The sequence below is a fragment of the Bathymodiolus platifrons methanotrophic gill symbiont genome, assembly GCF_002189065.1.
GTDB lineage: Bacteria > Pseudomonadota > Gammaproteobacteria > Methylococcales > Methylomonadaceae > Methyloprofundus.
On the sequence record NZ_BDMN01000054.1, the window covers coordinates 20,488 to 28,710 of the forward strand.

Genomic DNA, 8,223 nt, shown 5'->3' on the forward strand with positions numbered 1-8,223 from the left:
AATTACAAGCAAATCCGCGCACCTGCTCCCGGCACTGTAGCTTACAACTTAGGACTAAGATACACCCAAACACAAACACCCTATGTAACCAGAAGACGCTGCAGCAGTGTATTTATTACCAGCATCCCAATATCCAACCACATCTGCAGCAAATAAGATTATCCAGAATTACTTATTATCTTATATTAGTTGAAAAATCGGCTATAATATTTGAAGAGTTGGTCAGGCAGTCGCTATATTAATGAAATTTAAAAAATATAGAGGAAAGTCCGGGCTCCACAGGGCGAGGTACCAGATAACGTCTGGGAGGCGTAAGCCTACGGAAAGTGCAGCAGAAAATAAACCGCCCAGCCCCTGAAACTTCGTTTCAAGGGCTGGGTAAGGGTGAAATGGTGCGGTAAGAGCGCACCGCGTGACTGGTAACAGGAGCGGCATGGTAAACCCTACCTGGAGCAAGATCAAATAGAGGAGCAGACGCGCGGCCCGCGCGGCTCCTGGGTAGATCGCTTGAGCCATAAGGTGACTTATGGCCTAGATGAATGACTGTCCTAGACAAAACCCGGCTTATCGACCAACTCTATTTTTTCAGGTTTAGTCAATTCAATCACCCAGATATTTAAATTTATTTTTTTTATACCTTTTTGTCTGGAATGAGAATGTTCCAGTTCCGTACTAAAATAATGAGGTTACTCACATTCAAACCGCATAACAAGGTACATTTATGATAAATACCCTCCCTAGCCCTGAACAAATTAAAGCTATTTCCAAGCTCCTTACACTTTGCCACATCCATACTTATCCAGCCAAGACTACCATCATTCGGCCTGGCGATAAAGGCGATACCTTGCATTATATTATATTATATTATCGAAGGGTCAGTCAGTGTTAGTGTTGAAAACGAAGATGGCCACGAACTTATCCTTGCCTATCTAAACAACAATGCTTTTATTGGTGAAATAGGGGTATTTAAAGCTCCTGGTGCTCGCCAGGTTACTGTCAAAACCCGTGTGATGTGTAAGCTTGCCGAAATCAGTTACGCCCGGCTAAATGAAGCCATACACAATGAACTAGCTAGCGAGGCTGTGTACTTACTTTCTTTATTTGGGGAACAACTCGCCTGCCGCTTGCTAACTACCAGTAGAAAATATTGTGATCTGGTATTTATGGATGTTGAAGGTCGTGTTGCCCGTGCTTTACTGGATTTAACCAAAGAACCAGATGCCATTACTCACCCTGATGGTATGCAGTTACACACGACACGTCAGGAGATCAGTCGTATTGTTGGCTGCTCAAGAGAAATGGTTGGCCGTATTTTAAAAGAAATGGAAGACAAACAATTAATTTCTGCTCATGGTAAAACCATTGTTGTTTATGGAACACGCTAAACTCAAGTATACCGTGCACTCATTAACTGGATAACAGCTCACGCACTTGCTCATCCGCATGATAAGACGAGCGCACCATAGGGCCACTAGCAACCTGTTTAAATCCCATTTGCTTTGCCAATACAGCATACTCATCAAACTCTTGCGGCGTAAGATAACGTTGCACAGCTAAATGATCCTTACTCGGCTGCAAATACTGCCCCAGAGTTAAAATAGAGCAATGATGCTCACGCAAGTCTTGCATTACTTCAAGCACCTCTTCCTTCGTTTCACCTATACCCAGCATAAGTCCGGATTTAGTCGGCACTTCTGGCAATATTTCATGATAAGCCTTTAATAATTCCAGCGACTGCTTATAGTTTGCCCCAGGTCGAGCCTGCTTATATAAGCGAGGAATAGTTTCCAGGTTATGATTAAACACATCAACAGGGCTAGCCTGCAAAAGCTCCAGCGCAACCACCACCCGTCCTCTGAAATCAGGCACAAGAACTTCTATTTTAGTTTCAGGTGATTGAACACGAATCGCATCCACACAGGCAGCAAAATGCCCAGCCCCACCGTCTCTTAAATCATCGCGATCAACTGATGTAATAACCACATATTTAAGTGCTAATTTTTTAATCGTGGCAGCAAGATTAATAGGTTCATTACTATCTAAAGGCTCTGGTTTTCCATGAGCGACATCACAAAATGGGCAACGCCTGGTACAAAGATCCCCCATAATCATAAAAGTTGCTGTACCAAGACTAAAACACTCATTTAAATTAGGACAAGCCGCTTCTTCACAAACGCTGTGCAGCTTATTCTCACGCAAGGTTTTTTTAATGCGTATGACATCTTCATTACCCGTTAATTTAATTCGGATCCATTCAGGTTTGCGCAAGACAGTATCGCTAGGCTCTACTTTAATCGGGATTCTGGCTAACTTTTCGGCATTACGCTGATGTGTGTCAGGGGTTGTGCGAGATGGTGCTTGGATGGTAGACATAAAATAATGAGATTAAAAGCTAAGATAATATGTGAAACAAAGATTTTACATTTTTACCGCAGAGAACACAGATTTTTTTAAGATAAAACGCTACATTCTCACTAATAATTTCAGCCTTCTTTTTTTTATTTTAAAAAAACACTAAACAACTTTCCAGCGCCTTACACCATAATAATCAGCAAAACACTGAAGCTAAACACTAGCGCAAGACATTAGCAAAGCACCCTATAATGCGGTTTTTTTATTTTTTCAGCCCGACAAATGCCGGCGCTGAATCGTCAAAGTATTTGACTGATGGTCGATTTGTAACCTATTATCATGAGAACTTGGCAATAGACTAGGTTAAAAATCGATAGCTTCAGCATAAAAAGAGTTGCAGGCAAATCAGGCTTAAATCCCTGTTTGCTTGCTAAGCAACCATATATCAATATTGAATTTCATTACAAGCGGACAGCATTCTATTTTTTAGAATACTGATGCCTGTATCTTAAGGGGTAAGACATGAAACAAAAAATTACGTTAACTTCAAAAACCTCTCAGCGCGTTGCTCGCGCTATTCACCTGATAAGAGATCAAACCTATACTGTAAATAGGCGCAAAATAAACTTCCACCATGCTAACAATACATTGGCAACATTAGCTATTTTATTATTTACGCTAATATTACCAGCCACGGCAAATGCCCATAGAGGGGCTAAAGGCGAGGTAGATACTTGTCGAATTTCTGTGGGTAAAGAGGTTATACACTTTTCCGCCTACACCCCTTCCCTATCAGGTGGTAAAAGCTTCTGTCATGTCATCCCCGAAATAGGTTTAACGGATTTAGTGATTGATTATGAAGGCAAAAAACTGCGTCATACAACGGTAGAATTTGAAGTCACAAAAGAACCAGAAGGAAGCCGGGTTTATTACCATAAGCCTGAAAAAATCAAAAAAGGTTCAGTTGATGCTAAAGTTGATTTCAGACAATATGGAGCAGGAAACTACCTACTGCATGTCACCGTAGTAAACGAAGGCGAGACCATCGATTCACACTTGCCCTTTTCAGTGGGCATAGAGCAAGCAGAAAACATGATTCCGAATAAAATCCTTATTCCGTTTATTATTATTGTCATTATCCTTGCAGTCATGTTCGGTATGTCCAGAAAACCGAAGCAAGAGCCTTAATTAAGGAACCAGAATTTAATAAAACCCGAAACTAAGTTGTACCAGCCAGTCATACAAGCCCAGGCTGGTACTCATTCTTAATCCACCCACAGGGCCTTGCCTGTTTAATGGCCAGTGACCCGCGGCTACCATCCGCAGTTTCGGTAATTTTAAACTCTATATCCATGGCAAAGTTTTTATCGCCTTGATAGAGTTTTTTAAAATGCGCATGAATAACCTGCAAATTATCCCTTAACTCCTCTATTTCATCGGCCGTAAGCACATCTTCTGTCATCACTGGCTGGTCATAAACCTGCTCAACGTTGGAATGCCTAATAAATTGTGTTTCCCAGGCTAAACCAGAGACTGAAGCAGCTAATCGAGTAATCAGGAACTCATCAGGCACTGGATTAACCAGCCCCGTATCTGTTGCAATTGGCTCCGGATTAGTAATAGACAATTCGCCATATTGCGCATTCACGTAGAACCCTTCCCAGTCAGGATTATAGATATTCTTGCTAATTGCCACGCCATTAACCTGTTCATCGCCATAATGCGGGGAGTCGCTATTTTTGCGAAAGCTTGTTTTGGGCATCCCAGCCCAAGCAAGCAGCAAAAACTTAACGCGACCACTTATGCCTCCGGCGGCCCCGATTCGTCCTCGTCACCTCGTCCCGACCCAACAAGGGGTCGGAACATAGGCTCCAAATGACTTGACGCCGTGTCGGATGGCCTTTTATTTTGTCTCCACCTTCGCTAACGCTCAGACTCCGACAAAATAACGGCCCTACGGCTATCGCGGACTAAAAATCATCACTTCGCTTAGGCTACGTTTCCCTGATTTTCAGCGTTTGTGTTACAGCATTAGGGACTACCAGCCCTCGCGTTCGCTCTCCATGGCTGGCAGCGTAGGATGTATTAACACGCCCATATAAGTTTGCATATGAGCTATCCGGTGCAATCTTCGCTCTTCAAATGCCCGGGCAGTCCATAAACTTGCCCAGACCTGTTTAACTGAAGTTTCCCAATAATTATTTATGGTAAAATTGAAACTATGCTACAACTATATGAAAAAAATAGTCTTTTCATTCGTTTCAAATGCTATTGCCTAAAGGGAATTAAGTAGGGGTTTGCTATAAACATGGCAAAACCACCTAAAATAAACCTCGATACACCAGCATTGTGTATTTCAGCTACTCAATAATTGGGAAACTTCAGCTGTTTAATACTATTGATTAACTTTCCTTCCTTGGGCTTATGGGTAAATGAGCCATATAGTCCAGCCCCATTAAAGCCAGGTAAATCTTCATTATTAGTACTGGAACGAACTCTCAATCGCTGACTAAAAGGTTCTCCGGCAGGCTCCCAGAACAAGCGTACCATTTCTATCTCGTCAACTAGAGATTGTGGCGTCTCTGCCTTTTCTATTAGCTCGCGCAATTCAGTCAGAGCTTGCTCGCGAACAGGTTGATCATGGCTAAATGCTTCATCCTTTAACAAATTCTCAACATAGTCATAGAATGTCAAACTGTGCTTATTCGCACATAACACAGTCATATCCTCAGGACAGCGTGGACTACGCATAAACTCATCATACATGGCAAACGGTAAGGCATACCCTTTAGGCGCTACTCCAACGGCTAGAATTTTTCCTAGCTCAGCGACATTAGCAGCTTTAACACCAACACGAGTCCAGTCACTCTGAGTTAACTCTGCCAATGGCCTGGGTGCAGTCACACTTAAATCACTTTCCGGTATCGTAACATGCGCAGGAATCCTGTCTGCCAGCCAGTTCAACGCACTCTCTTCAGTAGCTAATTCGAGATGAACGCCATTATCATTGACAGAATAATGCACCCACTGATCAATTAGACCGATAACCTCAGGATTATTACGCACATTTTTCATATAAGCATTCGGCGTGTCATTCTGCCGTGCTTTCAGGTTGATATGCGATAAAGGTGTTTGCGGCGCTTCAGTAATAATACCTCCAACATGACCTAGGGTATTAGGTATAAAAGTGTAAATAGCAATAACATCTTCACCCGGACTTAAGTCACCAGGATTAATGACCTTCAAGCGGCCATAAGATTCACCTTTATTTAAAATTGCCGAATCTAGTTGGGCAAATAGGCTATCCGTATCAATGCTGCGAATATTTTTGTCCGCAAATTGTCTGGCAAATCCAGCATATTCCAGCTCATGTGTATTACCAACCGGATGATAAGCCAAAGCAGCGGGCAAAAAAGGCATCGCAGCGCTAATGGTATGGTAAGCCTGTTCTATTAATTTCTCAGGTACCGGATCCGTCGGCCAGAACTCTAAGGCATACAGACCATGCTGCTGAGGGCTTTCAGCATCACTATAATTATCATAGGCAACTACCGAACCCACCAGGTGTTTTCTTTACCCCCTAAAATAACTTTCAGCGATAAACTTAGTCGACCCCTGATCATAATCAAACATTTGATAGCGTTTAAGTACATCACGGGCAAAATCATAATGTAATGGCGTTTCCTCCGAGTTCATAAAAAATAGTACCGGAGACTCACTATCCAGATCAACAATAACAAACTTCAGCTCCCGCACCGCGGCAACACCAGAAACATCAGCTACTGTGGCTAGACGCTCGAAAGCCTGTCTGTCGGGTAAATGCACTGCACCTTTGTCATCCGCAATCACCCAGTTAAAAACAGGCTTTCCCTGAGAGTCGCGCGCACTTTTAAGCAGCAATTACAAAGGTTCAGAATTAGCTACCAGCTGTAATTCCACTTGTTTCAGGTACTGCACTCCCGTTGCAGAAACAAGGCATAAGCTGTCAATTTTCAATAAAGCCTCACCAACCTTATAGCTACTATGTACCTGCGCTGTTACTTTAGCCAATGGGTTGAGACTGGTTAACTGAAACTGAAACAGGTTTTGACTATTGAGTAAATCAAGCTGCGCCTCAAATAATAGCCCTTGTTGACCCACTGACACACTATGAAGAGATAGTCTTCCCTGTTGCATATCATATTTGGCATCTTCTTCGGAACAATCATTTGCTAGTGCCTGCACAGCAAATAATAGACATGCACTTGCCAATAAGAGAGGGGGTAAGAAAAAATTCATATTTATGGGGCCAGAGGACTAAAAGATACAAGCCGGAACTGCACAGTATTTAAGTTAGGTACTTGCTGTACTGAAGTTTCCCAATAATTATTTATGGTAAAATTGAAACTATGCTACAACTATATGAAAAAAATAGTCTTTTCATTCGTTTCAAATGCTATTGCCTAAGGGGAATTAAGTAGGGGTTTGCTATAAACATGGCAAAACCACCTAAAATAAACCTCGATACACCAGCATTGTGTATTTCAGCTACTCAATAATTGGGAAACTTCAGTAGCAATAGCAGAGGCAAACTTTAATGCCTGAGGATCATCTGGAATAACACTGTCTATATACAACCACTGTCTGGACTCAGGGTTACGCTTAAAAATATACAGCTTGCCCTGAGTATGCAATGGTGCGCCTATATACAGCGTGTCACCAGCCAGCGCAATAGCACCACCAAACCTGTCCCCGGCAATACCATCCGGAGGCGATATTTTAGCTGTTTGTTGCCATGGCTCGGGGCTAGATAATGAATTACGCTCAAAAACATAAACCGCTCCTGCATCCTCGCCATCACGATCAGCACTCACAATTAAGGTATTATTTTCCAGAACAATTGCCTGACCGAAATTATCCGTACTGAGTGGACTATTTAACTCAGTGGTTAAACGCCAACTCTCCTCTGCATCATAAATATAGACAGAACCGCTGGCACGAGTATTATCAGTTAACGCTGACACTGCTGCGGTGGCTCCTGAAACAGAAAGCCTTGCACCTAAAATTTTATCCGCCAAAGTATTCGGAACTGGCAATAGAACTTCATGCAATGAGGGACTACTCAGATTAAGTGCATAAACAACATCTGTACAACAAATGCTGAACACTAGACTTAAAAAAAACCGTAATGAAATCATATTAACTGCAATAAGCAGTAATTATGCCACCACACCAATACCTAATAATTGCTAGGTTTGATCAATTATATTGAAGAAAAGTTAATTAAACTATGTTAAATAATATGCAATGAATCGTTAATATACCCTAACAAATTAACCCCAAATTTATCGCGAGTCCTTAGATTTATTTACCCTTATTACAGCTGATTTCAATATCCATTTCTAGCCATAAACCCTAAAGTACTCCACAAGCGATAGTATTCCCAAATTATTTGCTTAAATACGGATTATTGATGATAAAAATCCTTTCAAGTATCTATTGACATCCCTAAGCGTATGTTTTTATTATAAATACAATGACTGTATAAATTTTATACAATTTAACGAAATTGTAACAATACTAGGCGTTAGAGTTATTTCTCTACGCATAATCCACAGACTTATCCACAGATATTGTGCACAACTTTTTTTCTTTAATATTGTTAAGCATTTAGAGTACTTTGCTAGAGCAATATTGTACTTCAGAGTTAAATCCACCCAACTAAATAAAAAGTTTATTTTTCTTGGCTCCACCCAAGACACCCCACTAAGGAACGAGAATTTAATCAACCCCAAAACTTTGTGTAGACCGTATGTAGGCTGCGGAATACGTGAAAGTAAGTACGCTGATCTTCCTGTATTACGCAAGCTCCATACAGGCTACATTAGAGAG

General features: G+C 41.5%; 7 protein-coding genes, 1 other RNA gene and 1 pseudogene. 3 read left to right on the forward strand and 6 right to left on the reverse strand.

Annotated elements, in window-relative coordinates; translation table 11 throughout:
- Positions 1-214: 214 nt before the first annotated feature.
- Positions 215-583: RNase P RNA component class A (gene rnpB / locus CDZ78_RS03825), an RNA gene on the forward strand.
- 138 nt (positions 584-721) lie between these two features.
- Positions 722-1,385: pseudogene (gene crp / locus CDZ78_RS24205) on the forward strand (cAMP-activated global transcriptional regulator CRP).
- A 22-nt stretch (positions 1,386-1,407) separates the two neighbouring features.
- Here crp and lipA read toward each other — a convergent pair.
- Entirely contained in the window at positions 1,408-2,373 is a 966-nt protein-coding gene (gene lipA, locus CDZ78_RS03835) for a lipoyl synthase (protein WP_087868784.1), read from the reverse strand.
- Positions 2,374-2,874: 501 nt separating this feature from the next.
- Here lipA and CDZ78_RS03840 point away from each other — a divergent pair.
- Positions 2,875-3,540: a hypothetical protein gene (locus CDZ78_RS03840; protein ID WP_230990817.1), complete on the forward strand. Its 666-nt coding sequence runs from the start codon at positions 2,875-2,877 to the stop codon at positions 3,538-3,540.
- A gap of 49 nt (positions 3,541-3,589) precedes the next feature.
- Here CDZ78_RS03840 and CDZ78_RS03845 read toward each other — a convergent pair whose 3' ends face one another.
- The 5 genes from CDZ78_RS03845 to CDZ78_RS03865 all read right to left on the reverse strand — a co-directional run bounded on the left by CDZ78_RS03845 (position 3,590) and on the right by CDZ78_RS03865 (position 7,529).
- Positions 3,590-4,114, reverse strand: coding sequence for a hypothetical protein (locus tag CDZ78_RS03845; protein ID WP_140413868.1), 525 nt, complete (start codon positions 4,112-4,114; stop codon positions 3,590-3,592).
- A gap of 602 nt (positions 4,115-4,716) precedes the next feature.
- A complete protein-coding gene (locus CDZ78_RS03850) occupies positions 4,717-5,913 on the reverse strand; it encodes a PEP/pyruvate-binding domain-containing protein (RefSeq protein ID WP_087868786.1) in 1,197 nt (398 codons plus the stop codon).
- 12 nt (positions 5,914-5,925) lie between these two features.
- A complete protein-coding gene (locus CDZ78_RS03855; RefSeq protein ID WP_087868787.1) occupies positions 5,926-6,252 on the reverse strand; it encodes a hypothetical protein in 327 nt (108 codons plus the stop codon).
- Positions 6,253-6,630, reverse strand: a complete 378-nt coding sequence (locus tag CDZ78_RS03860; RefSeq protein WP_087868788.1) for a hypothetical protein — start codon at positions 6,628-6,630, stop codon at positions 6,253-6,255.
- Between the two features lie 245 nt (positions 6,631-6,875).
- Positions 6,876-7,529, reverse strand: a complete 654-nt coding sequence (locus CDZ78_RS03865; RefSeq protein ID WP_087868789.1) for an FG-GAP repeat protein — start codon at positions 7,527-7,529, stop codon at positions 6,876-6,878.
- Positions 7,530-8,223 lie beyond the last annotated feature (694 nt).

Excerpts from the sequence above, each read along its gene's own strand:
- lipA (WP_087868784.1), bottom strand. The coding sequence starts at position 2,373 with ATGTCTACCATCCAAGCACCATCTCGCACAACCCCTGACACACATCAG.
- CDZ78_RS03840 (WP_230990817.1), top strand. The coding sequence starts at position 2,875 with ATGAAACAAAAAATTACGTTAACTTCAAAAACCTCTCAGCGCGTTGCT.
- CDZ78_RS03845 (WP_140413868.1), bottom strand. The coding sequence starts at position 4,114 with ATGCCCAAAACAAGCTTTCGCAAAAATAGCGACTCCCCGCATTATGGC.
- CDZ78_RS03860 (WP_087868788.1), bottom strand. The coding sequence starts at position 6,630 with ATGAATTTTTTCTTACCCCCTCTCTTATTGGCAAGTGCATGTCTATTA.
- CDZ78_RS03865 (WP_087868789.1), bottom strand. The coding sequence starts at position 7,529 with ATGATTTCATTACGGTTTTTTTTAAGTCTAGTGTTCAGCATTTGTTGT.